Origin of the sequence: Pseudomonas sp. NC02, assembly GCF_002874965.1 — a bacterium.
GTDB lineage: Bacteria > Pseudomonadota > Gammaproteobacteria > Pseudomonadales > Pseudomonadaceae > Aquipseudomonas.
The window spans coordinates 6,816,623-6,833,337 of the sequence record NZ_CP025624.1 but is presented as its reverse complement, the minus strand read 5'-3'; the positions used below and the strand labels follow the sequence as shown (position 1 = coordinate 6,833,337).

Here is a 16,715-nt window from a genome sequence, read left to right as displayed (position 1 = left end):
ACCTCATTGGGATGTAAGCAAAGGCGGGCGGCGCAGCAAGCCGTGCACCGGACCGAAGACCACGGACAGCAGGTACCAGCCGCCAGCCACCAGCACAATTGCCGGGCCGCTGGGCAGCGAGTAGTAGAACGACAGCAACAAGCCAAGCCATACCGACAGGCATCCCAGCACCGCTGATATGGCGATCAATACCGGCAGGCGCCGGCTCCAGAAACGTGAAGCAATCGCCGGCAACATCATCAGGCCGACCACCATCAACGCGCCGATGGCCTGGAAACCGATCACCAGGTTCAGCACCACCAGCGTCAGGAACAGGCCGTGGGCCAGCGGGCCGAGGCGGCTGACGGTTTGCAGGAACAGCGGGTCGAGGGTGTCCAGCAGCAGCGGTTTGTAGATCACCACCATGGCGATCAGGCTGAAGCCCGAGACCCAGAGCATGCCGGTGAGGGTCGGGCCGTCTACCGCCAGGGCCGAGCCGAACAGCAGGTGCAGCAGGTCCAGGCGTTTTCCGGCGAGGCCGAGGATCAGCACGCCGCTGGCCAGGGAGATCGGGTAGATGGCGGCGAGGCTGGCGTCTTCCTTCAGCCCGGTGCGACGGGTGATCCAGGCGGCGAGGCCGGCCATGCTCAGGCCGGCGCCCAGGCCGCCGATGGTCAGCGCGGGCAAACTCAGGCCGGCAAACCAGAAGCCCAGTGCGGCGCCGGGCAGGATGCCGTGGGACACCGCGTCACCGATCAGGCTCATGCGGCGCAGGATCAGGAACACCCCAAGCGGCGCCGTGCTGCATGCCAATACCAGACCGCCGACGAGCGCGCGGCGCATGAAAACGAAATCGAGAAACGGCATCCACAGGTGGGCGGCGAAGTGCATCAGGCCACCTGCATTTGCGGCTGCGGGCGGATCAGTTCTTTGCTGGAGCCGAACACGCAGCCACTGCTTTTGATCTGCACCACTTGCTGGGTGTGTTGGCGTACGGAGCCGAGGTCATGGCACACCACGACCACCGTGCGACCTGCGTCGTGCCAGGCGTGGATGTGTTTCCAGCACAGCGCCTGGCCGTCTTCGTCGAGGGCGGCGTGGGGTTCGTCCAGGAGCAATATCGGCGACTCGGCCAGGCTCATGCGGGCGAGCAGGGCGCGTTGCAGTTCGCCGCCCGACAAGGCCATCAACGGCCGATGCTCCAGGCCGCTGAGGCACCAGTCTTCGAGCACGGCGCTCAGGCGTTCGGTACGTTGTTGCGGGGTTTGCCTGCTGCCCCAAAAACCGGCGGCCACCAATTCTTCAAGGCTGATAGGAAACTGGCGATCGAGGTTCTGTTGCTGGGGCAAAAACGACAGGCCACCTCGGCGTGGAACATCGATCGTCACTTTCCCCGCCAGTGGCTTCTGCAATCCGGCGATAACTTTCAACAGGCTGCTTTTGCCGGTGCCGTTGGCGCCGATGATGCCGGTAAGGCTGCCTTTTTCCAGGGTGAAATCCACGGCGGGGGTCAGTGGTTGGCCGGGGGCGCCCCAGCGCAAAGCGGTGCAGGTGATCATTCGGAAGGTCTCGTCCAGCGGCTTTCGGCCACGGCATCGTGCGCGTGAAGGCTTTCGGCGTGGATCACTTTCAAGTGGAAGGCATTGACCGCATCCGAGCGTTTCAAGGCGAGGTTCAGGCGGCGGGCGGCGTCTTCGCAGAACATCAGGTTCTGCCCGTTGGCCAGGGCGAAGGCTTGTTCGTCTGCACGCTTTACGGCGGTCTGCACGGCAGTGCCGAGGGCGGCTTCGGTTTCGTCGATCAACTGGGTCAGCGGCAGTGTTGGCTGATCGTCCTGAAGCCGGACCTGCAACAGCGCGCTGCTGCGCTGGCTGTGGGGCGTGGCGACGATGCCGTTTGCACTGCCGAGCCAGGTCAGTACGTCTTCGTGCTGCAGCGGTGTGCCGGCAAAGTCCTCGATAAATTGCTGCTGAATCAATTGCCTGGCGAGGGCAGCGGAGCAAGGGCAGGTTGAAGAGTAAGTAACGTCAATTTTTAGTTCCACGTGGAACATCTGGTTTTCCAGGCGCGCCTCGATGCTCACCGGGTAGCTTTTCCAGCCGGCCAACGGGCTGACCAGCGCCGGACGTTTCAGCAGCAGACCTGCATGAATTCGCAGGTAGGCATTTGTGGATAAACCTTCATGACTGTCGAGAAAACGTTGCAATACACTGCGCAGCAGTGCTGGCGTAAGCGGCTGCTGTTCAAGCATTTCCAGCGCCAGGTAAAGCCGTGACATATGAATGCCACGGGCCTCGCCGTCGTCCAGGCTGACGCCGGCATCAGCCGTGGCGCTAAGGCTTTGGCCGTCGATCAGAATGGGCAGGGCAATGCCGCACATGCCCACCCAATCGAGCGGCGAGGCTTGGCGTGAAGCCTGCGCGGCGATATCGGGCAGAGTCAGCGCGTTCATGAGCAGGTCCATCGTTGGAAATAAAAAGACATGTTATATTATTACAATTGAAACGACGAAAGTTTTTCTGTTCTGTCTTTTATTCAGTCATGTCGAGTACGGAAGCTCCTTTATTTGCGGTGTAAGTCATGCACAGACGTCAACTCCTCAACCTGCTGCTGGCCAGTGCGGTGTTCACCTTGCCCTTGGGCGTGTCTGCCGCGCAGATCCGCAATGCACGGCTGTGGCGGTCGGATAACAAGCTGCGGCTGGTGCTGGACCTCAGCGGCCCGGTGCAATACAAGACCTTCACCCTGACCGCGCCGGAGCGGTTGATCATCGATTTGAGCGGCGCGAAGCTGACCGGTGATTTCAGCCAACTGGCCCTGACCAACAGCGGCATTACCTCGATTCGCTCGGGGCATTTCGGGCAGGGCGATACGCGGATCGTGCTGGATTTGAAGGCGCCGATGCAGCTCAACAGCTTTCTCCTGCCGCCGCAGGATGGCCAGGGCCACCGCCTCGTGCTGGACCTGACAAGCGCCACTCATGCGCCTATGCAAATCGCTGCGGCACCGGCCGCGTTGGCTGCACCCGTGCCGGCGCCGGTGGACAGGGCTCATCCGAAACGCGACATCATCGTGGTGGTCGACCCTGGGCACGGCGGCAAGGATCCCGGCGCGATTGGCTCAAAGGGCCAGCGCGAAAAAGACGTGGTGCTGTCCATCGCCCAATTGCTGGCCAAGCGTCTGAAGCGCGAGAAGGGCTTCGATGTGAAGCTGGTGCGCAACGACGACTTCTTCGTGCCGCTGCGTAAACGTGTGGACATCGCCCGTCAGCACAAAGCCGACATGTTTATCTCGGTACACGCCGATGCCGCGCCACGGCTTACGGCGTCCGGCGCCTCTGTCTATGCGCTGTCTGAAGGCGGCGCCACCTCCGCCACCGCACGGTTCATGGCGCAGCGGGAAAACGGCGCCGACCTGTTGGGCGCCACCACCTTGCTCAATCTCAAGGACAAGGACCCGATGCTGGCCGGGGTGATTCTCGACATGTCGATGAACGCCACCATCGCCTCCAGCCTGCAACTGGGCAGCTCGGTACTGGGCAGCCTGCAAAGCATCACCACGCTGCATCAAAAACGCGTGGAACAGGCCGGCTTTGCGGTGCTCAAGTCGCCGGACGTGCCGTCGATCCTGGTGGAAACCGGGTTTATCTCCAACACCCAGGACGCCCAGCGACTGGTCACCGCACGCCATCAACAGGCGGTGGCAGACGGTTTATTTGAAGGGTTGAAGAACTACTTCCAGAAGAACCCGCCGATGAACAGCTACATGGCCTGGGTTCAGGAACAGAAAACCGGCCAGGTCTAACAGCCGGTGATTCGACTACAGGTGAACTTGGCGCTGGCACCACCGGAACTGGAAAACCGGTTGAGGGTGGTCCAGCCCACTCGCCGCGTGTAGCCCACCCACGCCTCACCATCGGAAGCCAACCCGGTAAAGAACGTCAGTTGCCCGTAGCGGCTGCTGGTCTGTGCCCAATAGCGTTTTCCGATCACTTCAAAGCCCCGCAAATACGTAGTGCTGCCTGCCGTCGCGACGCTGTAGGCATTGCCCTGGGCGTCGACGCACGCGAGCAGGTTGGCGCTGCGGGTGCAGTTGGCCAGCAGGCTGGGCACCTGGGCGTTGGCCAGGCTCGCCAGCATCAGCAACACAGCACACAGCAGGTATTTCATAGAGGCTCTCGGGGCGTTATTCGGCTGCCAGCATTGCGCCCTTCGTCGTCACGAGCAAGGGGGATTGGCTTATTTGCATTGTTATACTATAACATTAAAAAACAGCCTGACCCGTGAACCACCTCCGATGACCGAACAAGACCTTCTCGACCAACCCTGCGCCGACTACATGAATGAAGCCCAGCAAGGTTTCTTCCGCGAGCTGCTGCTGGCCCAGCGCAACGAGCTGCAAGCGCGTATCGACGCTGAATTCATGGTGCTGCGCGAACAGGAGCCCAACAGCGATCCCGCCGATGTCGGCAGCGCCGAAGAACAGCGCCAATGGCAACTGCGCCTGCTGGAACGCGAAAAAAAGCTGTTGGACAAGATCGACGAAGCCCTGGAACGCCTGGCCCGCGGTGAATACGGCTGGTGCCGTGAAACCTGCGAACCCATCGGCCTCAAGCGCCTGCTGCTGCGCCCCACGGCCACCCTGTGTATCGAAGCCAAAGAACGTGAAGAGCTGCGCGAACGCCATCAACGGGCGATTTGACCGGCCAACCCTGATGAGGAATACCTGATGCCCAATCGTCTCCCCGTTACTGTGCTGTCCGGATTCCTCGGCGCCGGCAAAAGCACGCTGCTCAACTACATCCTGCGCAACCGCGAAAACCTGCGGGTGGCGGTGATCGTCAACGACATGAGCGAAATCAACATCGATGGCAGTGAGGTCCAGCGCGACGTCACCCTCAATCGCGCCGAAGAAAAACTGGTGGAGATGAGCAACGGCTGCATCTGCTGCACCTTGCGCGAAGACTTGCTGGAAGAAGTCGGAAAGCTCGCCAAGGAAGGTCGGTTCGATTACCTGTTGATCGAGTCCACCGGTATCTCCGAGCCGTTGCCGGTGGCGGAAACCTTCACCTTTCGCGATGAAGAAGGCCAGAGCCTGGCGGACATTGCCCGGCTCGACACCATGGTCACCGTGGTCGACGGCATGAACTTCCTGCTCGACTACCAGGCTGCCGAAAGCCTGGCGTCCCGGGGCGAAACCCTCGGTGAAGAGGACGAACGCTCGATCACCGACCTGCTGATCGAGCAGATCGAATTTGCGGATGTGATCCTCATCAGCAAGATCGACCTGATCAGCAGCAGTGAGCGCGAGGAGTTGATGGCGATCCTGGAGCGCTTGAACTCCCAGGCTGAAATCATCCCGATGGTCATGGGCGAAGTGCCGTTGGCGAAGATCCTCAACACCGGCCGTTTCGACTTCGAGCGTGCTTCCCAGGCGCCGGGCTGGTTGCAGGAACTGCGTGGCGAACACCTGCCGGAAACCGAAGAGTACGGCATCGCCTCCACCGCCTATCGCGCCCGCCGCCCGTTCCACCCGCAGCGGTTTTTCGACTTTATCGACCGGCCTTGGGTGAATGGAAAACTGCTGCGTTCCAAGGGCTTTTTCTGGCTGGCCAGCAAACACCAGGACGCCGGTAGCTGGTCCCAGGCTGGCGGCCTGATGCGCCATGGGTTTGCCGGGCGCTGGTGGCGTTTCGTGCCGAAAACCCAGTGGCCCCAGGACGAGGAAGGCATCGCCGCAATCATGAAAAACTGGCAACTGAGCACCGGCGATTGCCGGCAGGAGCTGGTGTTTATCGGCCAGAACATCGACTTCGCCCAGATGACCGCCGAGCTGGACGCTTGTTTGCTGACCGACGATGAAATGGCCACGGGTGTCGAAGGCTGGCGCTTGTTGGCCGATCCCTTTGGCCCTTGGTTCGAAGAGGCTGCCTGATGCTGGCACCGACCCTGAAACTGCGCCCGGTGGTTCGCCAGACCCACGGCGAAACCCCGGCCGTGCTCACTGATATCCTTGAGGACGGCGTGAACCTGGCGGTGTGGCAGCGTCAGTTGCCCCTGCACATCGCCGAGTTCGGCGCGTTACTGGTGGCACTCAATGAGCCATTGGCCGAGTCGCTGGTGGTTGAACTGAACAGCGAAGACGCCGAGCCAAACCTGCAGGACTTTGCATCGGGTTGCCGTGACCTTGAAGGCTACGAAGGCTTTATCGCCGATGTGTCGTGGCTGGTCAGCGCCTTTGCCTGTTTGCTCGGAGCCAAGCGTATCGGCGTGCGTTTGCGGCTATTGGACAAGGCCATGTGCCCGCGTTTTCATGTGGATCATGTGCCGGTGCGGCTGATCACTACCTACGCCGGCATTGGCAGCCAATGGCTACGCGAAGGTGTGATGGAGCGGCGGCACCTGAGCCAGGCGAGTGCTGAGCCGGAAGAATGCATTGAGCAAATCCACTGCGGTGAAGTGGCGTTGCTCAAGGGCGAAAAATGGCACGGCAACGAAGGCTTTGGCCTGATCCACCGCTCGCCGCCGCTGCAAGCGGATCAACGACGGTTGATTCTGACGCTGGATTGGTTGGCGTAACCGGGTAGGATCGAACCTCTCTACACGGTCTGAATGATGTCCACCATGCTGCAGAACATTCCCACCCACGTGATTGCCGGGCCCCTGGGCGCCGGCAAGACCAGCCTGATCAAGCACCTGCTGGCCCAGCGCCCGGCCAACGAGCGTTGGGCGGTGTTGATCAATGAGTTCGGGCAGATTGGCCTGGATGCCGCGTTGCTCACCCGTGACGACGACGGGATTGCCCTTGGTGAAGTGGCGGGTGGCTGCCTGTGTTGCGTCAACGGGGCGCCGTTTCAGGTAGGACTGGGGCGTTTGTTGCGTAAGGCCAGGCCCGACCGGCTGTTTATCGAGCCGTCCGGGCTTGGGCACCCGGCTCAATTGCTCAAGCAGCTGCGGGAAGCACCCTGGCAGCAGGTACTGGCGGTGCAGCCGTGCGTACTCGTACTGGACGCCCAGGCGTTGGCGGCGGGTAAACCTTTACCCAATGCCCAACGGGAGGCATTAGCCAGCGCCGGGCTGTTGGTATTGAACAAGAATGAAGCCTTAAGTGATGCGCAGCGCCTGTTGATTCAAGGACAACTGCCCGGCCGGCCGATCTATTGGACGCAGCAGGCGCAACTGCCCTTGGCCCGGTTACCGGGTGTGAATGCTCAAGCGGCAGCGGCTGTGGATAACTTCGAGTTGCCCAAAGGCCTGGGGCAAATGCCGGCCATCTGGACGGATCCGGCATCGCCGATCTGCCTCAGCCAGGGCCAGGAGGATGGCTGGAGCATTGGCTGGCGCTGGCATCCGAGTCAGCGATTCGACGCGCGGCGCATTCAGCTATGGCTGGAATCGTTGGACTGGCGACGGGCAAAACTGGTTATCCACAGCCTGGATGGCTGGGTATCGGCCAACGCTGTGGATAACGCCGCGTTGGCCTGGCAGCCCAGCGAATGGCGGCGGGATTCGCGTATCGAATTGATCTTCAGCGAAGTGCAGGACGTTGCGCAGTTACAGGGTGGGTTAACCGCTTGCCGTCAGTGACGGGTCTTGCTGTTGCCATGCTCCTGGCGCCACTGGCTTAGCTCAATGATCTCGGCGCTGGGCAATGGTGTCTTGATCTCGAACGGGTAGGGCGCCAACTCGATTTGTGCACTGTGGGCGCCGAATTGGGTGATGGTCCCCGGGTGCCGCGTTTCGCCGGTCACGGTGAATTCGAAGTTGTAGATCCGTGCCAGGCGCCGCCGCCCGCTGGCATCTTTCACAAAACCGATGCGCTTCAACGCCACGGCGCCATCGAGCAGCTCGATGTCGAGCTTGGCGCAGTGCTGCTTGACCCGTTCCAGCGCCCGCTCGCGCAGGCCGTGGTTGTGCCACAGCCAGGCGGCACCGGTCGCCAGCAGCATCAGCACGAAGATATTTCCGAGGGTCAGCATTCGATGAACTCCAACAAAGTAGGGCCAGCTTAACTGCGTCTCCGGTCTGTCGTACAGGCCGCGTTTAGTCGCATACTGCGCAGCCAGAATATCAACGGCTTTACGGAAATCCCCTGCATGAAACGTACGCCCCATCTGCTTGCGATCCAGTCTCATGTGGTCTTCGGCCACGCCGGAAACAGCGCCGCCGTGTTCCCCATGCAACGGGTCGGGGTGAACGTGTGGCCGCTCAATACGGTGCAGTTCTCCAACCACACTCAGTATGGTCAGTGGGCGGGAGAAGTGTTGGCGCCGCAGCAAATTCCTGCGCTGGTGGAAGGCATCGCGGCGATTGGCGAGCTGGGCAACTGTGATGCAGTGCTGTCGGGCTACCTGGGCAGTGCGGCCCAGGGCCGGGCGATCCTCACCGGCGTGGCGCGGATCAAGGCGATCAACCCCAAGGCTCTTTACCTGTGTGACCCGGTGATGGGGCATCCGGAAAAAGGCTGCATCGTGCCCCAGGAGGTCAGCGACTTCCTGCTGGAGGAAGCGGCGGCGATGGCCGACTTCCTGTGCCCCAACCAGCTGGAGCTGGACAGCTTTGCCGGGCGCAAGCCGCAGTCGCTGTTCGATTGCCTGGGGATGGCCCGTGCGTTACTGGCCCGCGGGCCGAAAGCGGTGTTGGTCAAGCACCTGGATTATCCCGGCAAGCTGCCGGACGGCTTCGAAATGCTGTTGGTGACGGCTGAAGGCAGCTGGCACCTGCGTCGGCCACTGCTGGCATTCCCGCGTCAGCCGGTGGGCGTGGGCGACCTGACGTCGGGCCTGTTCCTGGCGCGGGTGTTGTTGGGCGATAGCCTGGTGGCGGCCTTTGAGTTCACTGCTGCAGCGGTGCATGAAGTACTGCTGGAAACCCAGGCGTGCGCCAGCTATGAGCTGGAACTGGTGCGCGCCCAGGACCGGATTGCCCATCCGCGAGTTCGCTTCGAGGCAACCCCAATCGGGCTGTAGGACTATTCCTGATTGAGCGACGCAAAGGGCGTCCGTTACTACCGGCCGTCTTTTTGCCCTCTGCGTTCATCAAGGAAGATCATGTCGTTATCCCTGCTCCATTCGCCACGGGCATTTATCGCATTGGCCCTGGTTACGCTGCTCAGTGGTTGCAGCGTCCACGGTACCTATCCTGACGCAGCCGAGCCCGATGCGGCGAAGCTGCGGTTCATCTCCAACACCACCAACAGCACCCTTTTTGTCTATGACGCACAGCACTGCATGGGTGAGACCACAGGCATTCTCAACAACATGTTCCTGGTGGACACCAAGCGGCGGGTAGACATGCTTGTGCCGCCACCGCCCACGGCTCGTGGGCTGCTGGAGATCAAGCTGGCGCCCGGAAAGGACACTATGTTGATGATCAACACCAACGGCAGCTCCTATGTCTGTGGCAAAGCGTTCAATCTAACGCCCAAGGCGGGTGAAGAGTACGAAGTGACCTTCGAATTGCAGGGCCGCCAATGCAGCACGCTGCTCCAGCGTCTTACGCGATTGGACGGCAAGGACGTGCGGATCCCGCAGCCGCTGTTCGAGACCGGCATGCCGTCTTGCGAGGGCAAAGGTCCGATATTCGGCAAGTTGTTACCGGATACTCCGCAGCGAATGGTGTTGATTGATCGCATTCTTGACGAGCGTGCGCAGTCGATCACGGCCATCGTGTCAGAGAATAAAGTCGACCGAATGCAAACCTCGCCTCAAGAGCTTGATGAGTTGATCAGCAAGCGCAAGGCGTTGATGGGCTCGTATACCTTGCCGCCGGACTATTGGAACCAGTTTCGGCAGAACTACGAACTGTCGAATCAAGAGTCTGCCGGTCGTCTGGCCCGGGCTCTGGGGTTTTACACTGAGGTGTACCGCCAGCGCCTGCGGGGAACTGAGGATGCCGTCCTGGAGCAATGGATGCAGCCTACGGACAGTGCGATCAAATCGCGCGTAGCGGAGAACGACAAGCTTATGGTGCAGTACTACGTGAATACCCGAAAGAGCGTGACGATGGAGGTGGTCAATCACCATATGGAGCGCATGGCCCAGTTGGACCAGCGCTTTGATGTGTGTGCGCACTTTGACAAGTGCTCGCGTTACTAAGCGGTCATCCAGAAACCTGGCGGGCTCTTACGGGCCGTCTGCCTTGATTTCCTGATAGCGCTTTTCCAGCTCCTGGCGAATCTGCCGGCGCTGTTGAGCCTGCACAAACCGGCGCTTGTCTTCGCTGTTCTGCGGTTGCAGCGGCGGCACGGCGGCCGGTTTGCGCTGGTCATCCACCGCGACCATCGTGAAGAAGCAGCTATTGGTGTGGCGTACCGAACGCTCACGGATGTTCTCGGTGACCACCTTGATCCCCACTTCCATCGATGTGTTGCCGGTGTAGTTGACCGAGGCCAGGAAGGTCACCAGCTCGCCGACATGGATCGGCTCGCGAAAAATCACCTGGTCCACCGACAACGTCACCACATAGCGCCCGGCATAACGGCTGGCGCAGGCGTAGGCCACTTCGTCGAGGTACTTGAGCAGCGTGCCGCCGTGCACATTGCCAGAGAAGTTGGCCATGTCAGGGGTCATCAATACTGTCATCGACAGCTGGGCGTTTCCGGGTTCCATAGCACACTCACGGGTTGTAGGCATTGGGTGGGGAGGCACCTCTGCGGGTGCTGGAATCTTTGCAGAGCCATTCATAACGGGACGCTGGGCCCCGGCTTGCCGTCACGCCTGGGGCGATCTGTTTCCATATATTGCACCGGCTTTCTGCCGCAAGTCGCGGTGTTACCCTTCAAAAGCCCGTCTCAAAGGCAATTCTTACGATCAAGGCAGACTTTTCTTTCCGTTCATTGCGACCTTTCGGGGTGCATGCGTGGAAATGGGAAAAGCGCCAGTACCCCTCAAGGAGCCCCTCGCCATGCACGCCATCAGCTTTATCCAGGACCTGGCCGTGATCATGCTGGTGGCCGGGGTGGTGACGATCCTGTTCCATCGGCTCAAGCAGCCGGTGGTGTTGGGGTATATCGTCGCCGGCTTCATCATCGGCCCGCACACCCCACCGTTTGGCCTGATCCACGACGAAGACACGATCAAGACCCTGGCCGAGCTTGGGGTGATCTTCCTGATGTTCTGCCTGGGCCTTGAGTTCAGCCTGCGCAAGCTGTTCAAGGTTGGCGCCACCGCCTTTATCGCGGCGTTCCTCGAAATCATCCTGATGATCTGGATCGGCTACGAAATCGGCCGCTGGTTCGACTGGAACACCATGGACTCGCTGTTCCTGGGCGCGATCCTGGCGATTTCCTCGACCACCATCATCGTCAAGGCGCTCAATGACCTGAAGATGAAAAACCAGCGCTTTGCCCAGCTGATTTTCGGGGTGCTGATCGTCGAAGACATCCTCGGCATCGGCATCATCGCCTTGCTGTCGAGCATTGCCGTCAGCGGCACGGTCAGCTCCGGCGAGGTGTTCTCCACCGTCGGCAAGCTCTCGCTGTTCATGATTGTCGCACTGGTGATCGGGATTTTGCTGGTGCCACGCCTGCTGGAGTACGTGGCCAAATTCGAAAGCAACGAGATGCTGCTGATCACCGTGCTGGGCCTGTGCTTCGGTTTCTGCCTGTTGGTGGTCAAGCTGGAATACAGCATGGTGCTGGGGGCATTCCTGATCGGCGCGATCATGGCTGAATCCCGGCAATTGCTGAAGATTGAGCGCCTGATCGAACCGGTTCGCGACATGTTCAGCGCGATCTTCTTTGTCGCCATTGGTTTGATGATCGACCCGCAGATCCTCCTGCAATACGCCTGGCCGATTGCGGTGATTACCGTGGCCGTGGTGCTGGGCAAGATGTTGTCCTGTGGGTTGGGGGCGTTTATTGCGGGTAACGATGGCCGCACTTCATTGCGAGTGGGGATGGGGCTGTCACAGATCGGCGAATTTTCATTCATCATCGCCGCGCTGGGGATGACGTTGCAGGTCACCAGCGACTTCCTGTATCCGGTGGCGGTGGCTGTTTCTGCGATTACCACACTGCTCACACCCTATCTGATCCGTGGCGCAGACCCGCTGTCGCTGAAGATTGCCGCAGTGATGCCCAAGCGCATGAGCCGGGTGTTCGGGATGTATGGCGAATGGCTGCGCAGCATTCAGCCCCAGGGCGAGGGTGCGATGCTGGCGTCGATGATCCGCAAGATCATTCTGCAGGTGGGGGTGAACCTGGCGCTGGTGGTGGCGATCTTCTTTGCCGGCAGCTTTTTCGCGGCGCGTATTGGCAGCTACCTGGAAGGCTGGGTCAGCGATCCGAGCTGGCAGAAGGCATTGATCTGGGGTGGGGCGTTGCTGCTGTCGCTGCCGTTTTTGATTGCGGCGTACCGCAAGCTCAAGGCGCTGTCGATGCTGCTGGCGGAGATGAGCGTGAAGCCGGAAATGGCAGGGCGCCACACTCAGCGCGTGCGCCGGGTGATCGCCGAAGTGATCCCGATTCTTTCGCTGCTGGTGATTTTCCTGCTATTGGCAGCCTTGTCGGCCAGTATCCTGCCGACCAACAAGTTGCTGGTGCTGATCGCCGTGGTGACGGCCGCAGTGGCCGCCGTGCTGTGGCGCTGGTTCATCCGCGTGCATACGCGGATGCAGGTCGCCTTGCTGGAGACCCTGGATAACCATAAGGATACGCCGGAGCACTGAGTGGGTCGCGGAGGGCTGCTTCGCAGCCCAGCGCGAGCAAGCTCGCTCGCCACAACAAGCGTCCTCGGCACACAGGGGTCTCAGCTTTCCAGCCAGACGTCCCGTGCCCAGTGCCACACCGATTCCCAGGTTTCTTCGGTGACGAGTTCTTCTTCGCCGGACCACAGCACCACGGTGCCGTCTTCTTCGACGCAGTAGTAGTCGTCGCCGTCCTGGCAGATCGGGATCATGCTGCGGTCAACACCGGCATCCCAGGCGTTGGCGGCAACGTCCGGCAGGTAGGTGTGGGACTGTGGGTCGGTGACGGTCACCGGCTCCAGGCTGCCGTAGACCACATCGCTGACGGTCAGCAGAAATTCACGGAAGACGAACGGAATATCGATGAACAGTTGTTCCTCGATTTCCACCAGTTGATCTTCGTCAGGCAGCTCCAGAGGAACCGGTACCGGTTCGTTGGCTTCACGCAATTGTTCGATAACTTCTTCCACGGCCGGGATCCTCTTGCTAGATGGCGCGGTTTATAGGGGCGTTTTATACAGTAGCTCGCTATAAGTGCAACCGTGAAATAGAAAACCCCGGACAAGTCCGGGGTTTTTGTTACTGCGTACTCAAAGCGGGCAGGGATCAGCCGTTCTGGCGGATACCGGCGACCAGCCAAGGCTGGTTTTCGCCTTGTGGGCGTTCCATGTTCCAGCTTTCGCTGAACACTTCGCCCTGGTCGAAACGCGAGGTCTTCGACACACCGCTGAAGGTCAGGGTGGCGATGGTCTTGTCGGCGCGGTCATCCACACCTTCAAGCTGCACTTTCAGGTCGTCGATGTAGGTCGACTGGAAGCCGTCGCCCAGGTCGGCACGTTCGCGCTTGAGGAACTCCAGCAGTTGCGGGGTCACGAACTCGGCGATCTTGTCCATTTCGTTGGCGTCCCAGTGTTGCTGCAGGGACTGGAAGTGGCTGCGGGCCGCTTCGACGAAGCGCTCTTCGTTGAACCAGGCGGGTGCGTTGATCACCGGACGAGCGGCAGCAGGAGCAGCCGAACCGCCGAAGATCGAACCCATGGCAGCAGGCTTTTGCTCGAACACTTCACGCTGCATCGGCGCGCCGGCTGGAGCCATGTGCTCCTGTTGCTTGCGGCGACGGGCGGCGATAAAGCGGAAGATCAGGAAGGCGATGACCGCCATGATCAGGATGTCGAAGATCTGCATGCCCTGGAAGCCGCCGCCCATGAACATGGAGGCGAGCAGGCCGCCGGCCGCGATACCGGCCAGAGGGCCCAACCAGCGCGAAGCACCGCCAGCCTTGGCAGCAGCGCCTGCGGCACCGGCAGCGCCAGCGGTCGCAGCTGCGCCGCCCATGCCGCCGCCGGATGGGGCCATTTGGCTGGTCTGGTGGCTCGGCGCCGAGCCCATGGATTTGCCGCCACCGAAGCGCTTGGCGTTGGCGTCGAGGCTCATCGTCAGGCCGATGCACAACGCCATGGCGATGCTAAGAAAACGTTTCATAAAGGGAATTCCCATTTGTGGATTGCACGCGCGCCATGTTGCACAGGTGTGATGTCAGTGGCTAGCGGCATAGTGTTTCGGGCTTTTGCGTAGGGCCAATACCGAATCGTCTGTAGGACTTATTACAGATATTGGCCCCACCGCTGCCAAATACAAGGGTGGGGCAACATCCTTCATGTTCTACAGTTGTTTCAGATTGCTTCGAGCTTGGCGTAGCCCATCATCAGCCACTTGCTGCCTTCGGCGAAGTTCACCTGCACCCTGGCCTGGGCACCGGCGCCTTCGAAGTTGAGGATCACGCCTTCGCCGAAGATCGCGTGCTTGACCTGTTGGCCAAGGCTGAACGGCGTCTCGGGGATTTCCGAACCAGCGAACATGCTGCTGGAGTTCTGCTGCTGGCCGCCGCCGAACGGTCGGCTGACGCTGTTGGACAAGCGCACTTCCTGAATCAGCCCTTTCGGCACCTCGCGTACGAAGCGCGACACCTTGTTGTAGGTCTCGCTGCCGTACAGGCGTCGGGTTTCGGCGTAGGTCATCACCAGGTTCTGCATGGCCCGGGTGATGCCCACGTAGGCCAGGCGGCGTTCCTCCTCAAGGCGGCCGGGTTCTTCCAGGCTCATCTTGTGGGGGAACAGGCCTTCTTCCATGCCCACCAGGAACACGTAGGGGAATTCCAGGCCCTTGGCACTGTGCAAGGTCATCAGCTGAATGCTGTCTTCATGCTCATCAGCCTGGGTGTCGCCGGCTTCCAGGGAAGCGTGGCCGAGGAATGCCGCAAGTGGCGTCAGGTCTTCGTCTTCTTCGGTGTTTTCGAACGCGCGGGCGGCGCTGACCAGTTCCTCAAGGTTTTCTACCCGGGCCTGGCCTTTCTCGCCTTTTTCCGCTTCGTGGTAGGCGATCAGGCCGGACTGCTCGATCACGGTCTGGGTCATCAGGTGCAGGGGCATTTCCATGCACTTGGCGGCCAGGTTCTCGATCAGCTCGACAAACACGCTCAAGGCACCGGCCGCACGGCCGGTCAGGCCCTTGTTGGCGATCAGCAGGCGCATCGCTTCCCACATCGACACATCGCTGTGGCGTGCGTGGTCGCGAATCGCCTCGACGGTCTTCTCGCCGATGCCGCGGGCCGGAATGTTGATCACCCGTTCCAGCGCCGCATCGTTGCCGCGACCTTCCAGCAAGCGCAGGTAGGCCATGGCGTTCTTGATTTCGGCACGTTCGAAGAAGCGCTGGCCACCATAGATGCGATACGGAATGCGCTCGCGCAGCAGGGCCTCTTCCAATACCCGTGATTGGGCGTTGGAGCGGTAGAGAATCGCGATATCGCTGCGGGCCAGGCCGGTTTTCAGGGCGCTTTCGATGGTTTCCACCACGTAGCGCGCTTCATCGTGTTCGTTGAAGGCGGCGTACAGGTTGATCGCTTCGCCTTCGCCGCCGTCGGTCCACAGCTCTTTGCCCAGGCGCCCGGTGTTGTTGGCGATCAAGGCGTTGGCGGCCTTGAGGATCCCGGCGGTGGAGCGGTAGTTCTGTTCCAGGCGGATGGTTTCGGCGTCCGGGAAGTCGTCGCTGTACTGGTAGATGTTCTCGATTTTCGCGCCGCGCCAGCCGTAGATCGACTGGTCGTCGTCGCCCACCACCATCAGGCTGTCGCCGCCCTTGGCCAGCAGGCGCAACCAGGCGTACTGCACGGCGTTGGTATCCTGGAACTCGTCCACCAGGATGTGGCGGAAGCGTTTCTGGTAGTGCGCCAGCAAGCCCGGGTTGTCGCGCCACAAGTCGAGGGCGCGCAGCAGCAGTTCGGAGAAGTCGATGACGCCAGCGCGCTGGCAGGCCACTTCATAGGCTTCATAAATGCTGCGCATGGTGGCCAGGAACAGGTCGCCGCTGGCCTGGATATGTTGCGGGCGCAGGCCTTCATCTTTCTGGCCATTGATGAACCACTGGGCCTGACGGACCGGCCAGCGTTGTTCATCCAGGCCCAGCTCGCGGATCACCCGCTTGACCAGGCGTTGCTGGTCGTCGCTGTCGAGAATCTGGAAGGTCTGGCTCAGGCCGGCTTCCTGCCAATGCGCCCGCAACAGGCGGTGCGCCAGGCCGTGGAAGGTGCCCACCCACATGCCGGCCGGGCTGATGCCCATCAACTGCTCGATGCGATGACGCATCTCGGCAGCGGCCTTGTTGGTGAAGGTCACCGACAGGATGGAATGCGGTGAGGCGTTCTCGACCTGGATCAACCAGGCGATACGGTGCACCAGCACTCGGGTTTTACCGGAGCCAGCACCGGCCAGGACCAACTGACGGCCAACGGGGGCCGCTACGGCCTGGCGTTGGGCATCGTTGAGGGAGTTCAGCAAAAGAGAGAGATCATCGCGCATCGGCGCATTCTAGGGTGCCCGGGGGAGTCGGGCAAATCCCAATGCCGGGTGGTCACGGGAAAACTTCTGCGTCGACACAGGATAAGGCAACAATCTATTCACGGTGATGACCGGTCGGTCATCGCCCACAGCCCGCGCCCTGTCTCACTCAAGCTGTCTGGCTCCAAGGTTTGCGCCTGATTGTCGCGCTGTT

General features: G+C 61.0%; 17 protein-coding genes. 8 read left to right on the top strand and 9 right to left on the bottom strand.

Annotated features, from left to right (window positions below; genetic code table 11):
• Nucleotides 1-3: 3 nt before the first annotated feature.
• From C0058_RS32260 to folE2, 3 genes are read right to left on the bottom strand one after another with little or no spacing between them, the layout of a single operon-like run.
• Nucleotides 4-870: a metal ABC transporter permease gene (locus C0058_RS32260; protein WP_003213483.1), complete on the bottom strand. Its 867-nt coding sequence runs from the start codon at nt 868-870 to the stop codon at nt 4-6.
• Nucleotides 870-1,538 (bottom strand): metal ABC transporter ATP-binding protein, encoded by a 669-nt coding sequence (locus C0058_RS32255; protein WP_008439505.1) that lies wholly within the window; start codon nt 1,536-1,538, stop codon nt 870-872. The genes C0058_RS32260 and C0058_RS32255 overlap by 1 nt, the downstream gene beginning before the upstream one ends.
• Nucleotides 1,535-2,431 (bottom strand): GTP cyclohydrolase FolE2, encoded by an 897-nt coding sequence (gene folE2 / locus C0058_RS32250; RefSeq protein ID WP_087694588.1) that lies wholly within the window; start codon nt 2,429-2,431, stop codon nt 1,535-1,537. The genes C0058_RS32255 and folE2 overlap by 4 nt, the downstream gene beginning before the upstream one ends.
• Nucleotides 2,432-2,559: 128 nt before the next feature.
• Here folE2 and C0058_RS32245 point away from each other — a divergent pair, with 128 nt between their 5' ends.
• Entirely contained in the window at nt 2,560-3,783 is a 1,224-nt protein-coding gene (locus tag C0058_RS32245; RefSeq protein ID WP_003213478.1) for an N-acetylmuramoyl-L-alanine amidase, read from the top strand.
• On the opposite strand, the gene C0058_RS32240 is transcribed toward C0058_RS32245, so the two are convergent.
• The gene (locus tag C0058_RS32240; protein WP_003213476.1) at nt 3,780-4,148 is read right to left on the bottom strand and encodes a hypothetical protein; all 369 of its coding nucleotides are present in this window, start codon (nt 4,146-4,148) and stop codon (nt 3,780-3,782) included. The genes C0058_RS32245 and C0058_RS32240 overlap by 4 nt on opposite strands.
• 127 nt (nt 4,149-4,275) lie before the next feature.
• On the opposite strand from C0058_RS32240, the gene dksA reads away from it, so the two are divergent.
• The 4 genes from dksA to C0058_RS32220 are packed head-to-tail and all read left to right on the top strand — an operon-like array spanning nt 4,276 to nt 7,565.
• Entirely contained in the window at nt 4,276-4,680 is a 405-nt protein-coding gene (dksA, locus tag C0058_RS32235) for an RNA polymerase-binding protein DksA (RefSeq protein WP_008439502.1), read from the top strand.
• 27 nt (nt 4,681-4,707) lie between these two features.
• Nucleotides 4,708-5,913 carry a zinc metallochaperone GTPase ZigA gene (zigA, locus tag C0058_RS32230; RefSeq protein WP_102370192.1) on the top strand — a complete coding sequence of 402 codons (1,206 nt, stop codon included), beginning with the start codon at nt 4,708-4,710 and terminating at the stop codon, nt 5,911-5,913.
• A complete protein-coding gene (locus C0058_RS32225; RefSeq protein WP_102370191.1) occupies nt 5,913-6,557 on the top strand; it encodes a DUF1826 domain-containing protein in 645 nt (214 codons plus the stop codon). Before zigA ends, C0058_RS32225 begins: the two co-directional genes overlap by 1 nt.
• Before the next feature lie 45 nt (nt 6,558-6,602).
• Nucleotides 6,603-7,565, top strand: coding sequence for a GTP-binding protein (locus C0058_RS32220; protein ID WP_102370190.1), 963 nt, complete (start codon nt 6,603-6,605; stop codon nt 7,563-7,565).
• Here C0058_RS32220 and C0058_RS32215 read toward each other — a convergent pair.
• Nucleotides 7,559-7,957, bottom strand: a complete 399-nt coding sequence (locus tag C0058_RS32215) for a DUF3301 domain-containing protein (RefSeq protein WP_003213466.1) — start codon at nt 7,955-7,957, stop codon at nt 7,559-7,561. The two genes, C0058_RS32220 and C0058_RS32215, sit on opposite strands and share 7 nt — an antisense overlap.
• A 117-nt stretch (nt 7,958-8,074) precedes the next feature.
• On the opposite strand from C0058_RS32215, the gene pdxY reads away from it, so the two are divergent.
• A complete protein-coding gene (gene pdxY / locus C0058_RS32210) occupies nt 8,075-8,947 on the top strand; it encodes a pyridoxal kinase PdxY (RefSeq protein WP_003213465.1) in 873 nt (290 codons plus the stop codon).
• Between the two features lie 81 nt (nt 8,948-9,028).
• A complete protein-coding gene (locus C0058_RS32205) occupies nt 9,029-10,075 on the top strand; it encodes a hypothetical protein (RefSeq protein ID WP_087694592.1) in 1,047 nt (348 codons plus the stop codon).
• A 27-nt stretch (nt 10,076-10,102) separates the two neighbouring features.
• Here the strand turns inward: C0058_RS32205 and C0058_RS32200 are convergent, their stop codons facing one another.
• Nucleotides 10,103-10,588, bottom strand: a complete 486-nt coding sequence (locus C0058_RS32200; protein ID WP_003213461.1) for an acyl-CoA thioesterase — start codon at nt 10,586-10,588, stop codon at nt 10,103-10,105.
• Nucleotides 10,589-10,883: 295 nt separating this feature from the next.
• Between C0058_RS32200 and C0058_RS32195 the strand changes: the two genes are divergently transcribed.
• Nucleotides 10,884-12,647, top strand: a complete 1,764-nt coding sequence (locus C0058_RS32195) for a cation:proton antiporter (protein ID WP_003213459.1) — start codon at nt 10,884-10,886, stop codon at nt 12,645-12,647.
• Between the two features lie 80 nt (nt 12,648-12,727).
• Here C0058_RS32195 and C0058_RS32190 read toward each other — a convergent pair whose 3' ends face one another.
• The 3 genes from C0058_RS32190 to uvrD form a co-directional block, all read right to left on the bottom strand.
• On the bottom strand, nt 12,728-13,135 hold the full coding sequence (locus C0058_RS32190) for an SMI1/KNR4 family protein (protein WP_003213456.1): 408 nt from the start codon (nt 13,133-13,135) through the stop codon (nt 12,728-12,730).
• A gap of 136 nt (nt 13,136-13,271) precedes the next feature.
• Entirely contained in the window at nt 13,272-14,147 is an 876-nt protein-coding gene (locus C0058_RS32185; protein WP_003213454.1) for a Tim44 domain-containing protein, read from the bottom strand.
• Between the two features lie 191 nt (nt 14,148-14,338).
• Entirely contained in the window at nt 14,339-16,522 is a 2,184-nt protein-coding gene (gene uvrD / locus C0058_RS32180) for a DNA helicase II (RefSeq protein ID WP_003213452.1), read from the bottom strand.
• Nucleotides 16,523-16,715: the final 193 nt, after the last annotated feature.

What these genes read in the sequence shown, in the direction of transcription:
- C0058_RS32220 (WP_102370190.1), top strand. Translation starts at nt 6,603, where the DNA reads ATGCTGCAGAACATTCCCACCCACGTGATTGCCGGGCCCCTGGGCGCC.
- folE2 (WP_087694588.1), bottom strand. Translation starts at nt 2,431, where the DNA reads ATGAACGCGCTGACTCTGCCCGATATCGCCGCGCAGGCTTCACGCCAA.
- C0058_RS32255 (WP_008439505.1), bottom strand. Translation starts at nt 1,538, where the DNA reads ATGATCACCTGCACCGCTTTGCGCTGGGGCGCCCCCGGCCAACCACTG.
- C0058_RS32205 (WP_087694592.1), top strand. Translation starts at nt 9,029, where the DNA reads ATGTCGTTATCCCTGCTCCATTCGCCACGGGCATTTATCGCATTGGCC.
- zigA (WP_102370192.1), top strand. Translation starts at nt 4,708, where the DNA reads ATGCCCAATCGTCTCCCCGTTACTGTGCTGTCCGGATTCCTCGGCGCC.
- C0058_RS32260 (WP_003213483.1), bottom strand. Translation starts at nt 870, where the DNA reads ATGCACTTCGCCGCCCACCTGTGGATGCCGTTTCTCGATTTCGTTTTC.
- C0058_RS32225 (WP_102370191.1), top strand. Translation starts at nt 5,913, where the DNA reads ATGCTGGCACCGACCCTGAAACTGCGCCCGGTGGTTCGCCAGACCCAC.
- C0058_RS32245 (WP_003213478.1), top strand. Translation starts at nt 2,560, where the DNA reads ATGCACAGACGTCAACTCCTCAACCTGCTGCTGGCCAGTGCGGTGTTC.
- C0058_RS32240 (WP_003213476.1), bottom strand. Translation starts at nt 4,148, where the DNA reads ATGAAATACCTGCTGTGTGCTGTGTTGCTGATGCTGGCGAGCCTGGCC.
- C0058_RS32200 (WP_003213461.1), bottom strand. Translation starts at nt 10,588, where the DNA reads ATGGAACCCGGAAACGCCCAGCTGTCGATGACAGTATTGATGACCCCT.
- C0058_RS32195 (WP_003213459.1), top strand. Translation starts at nt 10,884, where the DNA reads ATGCACGCCATCAGCTTTATCCAGGACCTGGCCGTGATCATGCTGGTG.
- pdxY (WP_003213465.1), top strand. Translation starts at nt 8,075, where the DNA reads ATGAAACGTACGCCCCATCTGCTTGCGATCCAGTCTCATGTGGTCTTC.
- dksA (WP_008439502.1), top strand. Translation starts at nt 4,276, where the DNA reads ATGACCGAACAAGACCTTCTCGACCAACCCTGCGCCGACTACATGAAT.
- C0058_RS32215 (WP_003213466.1), bottom strand. Translation starts at nt 7,957, where the DNA reads ATGCTGACCCTCGGAAATATCTTCGTGCTGATGCTGCTGGCGACCGGT.
- uvrD (WP_003213452.1), bottom strand. Translation starts at nt 16,522, where the DNA reads ATGCGCGATGATCTCTCTCTTTTGCTGAACTCCCTCAACGATGCCCAA.
- C0058_RS32185 (WP_003213454.1), bottom strand. Translation starts at nt 14,147, where the DNA reads ATGAAACGTTTTCTTAGCATCGCCATGGCGTTGTGCATCGGCCTGACG.